Origin of the sequence: Pelomicrobium sp. G1, from assembly GCF_051905455.1 — a bacterium.
Classification (GTDB): Bacteria; Pseudomonadota; Gammaproteobacteria; order Burkholderiales; family UBA6910; genus Pelomicrobium.
This window is the reverse complement of the sequence record NZ_JBQACR010000115.1, coordinates 1-422: the sequence shown is the minus strand read 5'-3', so window position 1 is coordinate 422 and position 422 is coordinate 1. Positions and strand designations below refer to the sequence as shown.

Genomic DNA, 422 nt, shown 5'->3' with positions numbered 1-422 from the left:
CACCACCACCTTGCGGTACACCCCCTGCGCCGGCTCGGCATAAACGCGATGGCGGGCGGCATCGAAGCCCGGTTCGCCGACGGCTTCGCCCACGCTGAACACGGGAATCCGCAGCACCTTGAGGCGCGTCGCCGTCACCGAGCCCACGTAGCGGGCATCCCCGCCCGTGATGACGTGGGCGGCCACCGCCGCCTGCTCCAGCCCCGGGGCCACGAGCCCATAGACCTGACCGCGATGCTCGGCGCATTCGCCAATGGCATAGATGTGCGGATCCGAGGTGCGCAGTTGGTCATCGACGCGGATGCCGCGGCCCACGGCGAGCCCCGCCTGGCGGGCGAGCCTCGTATTCGGGACGATGCCCGTGGCGATCACAACGGTGTCGCACGCCAGGGTCTCGCCGCTGCGCAGCCGCACCCCTTCGA

General features: G+C 70.9%; 1 protein-coding gene. It reads right to left on the bottom strand.

Translation table 11 applies throughout. The features are described 5' to 3' along the window. The coding region (locus tag ACTFO6_RS17740; RefSeq protein WP_439935743.1) for an FAD-dependent oxidoreductase at positions 1-422 on the bottom strand (422 nt) is incomplete at both ends.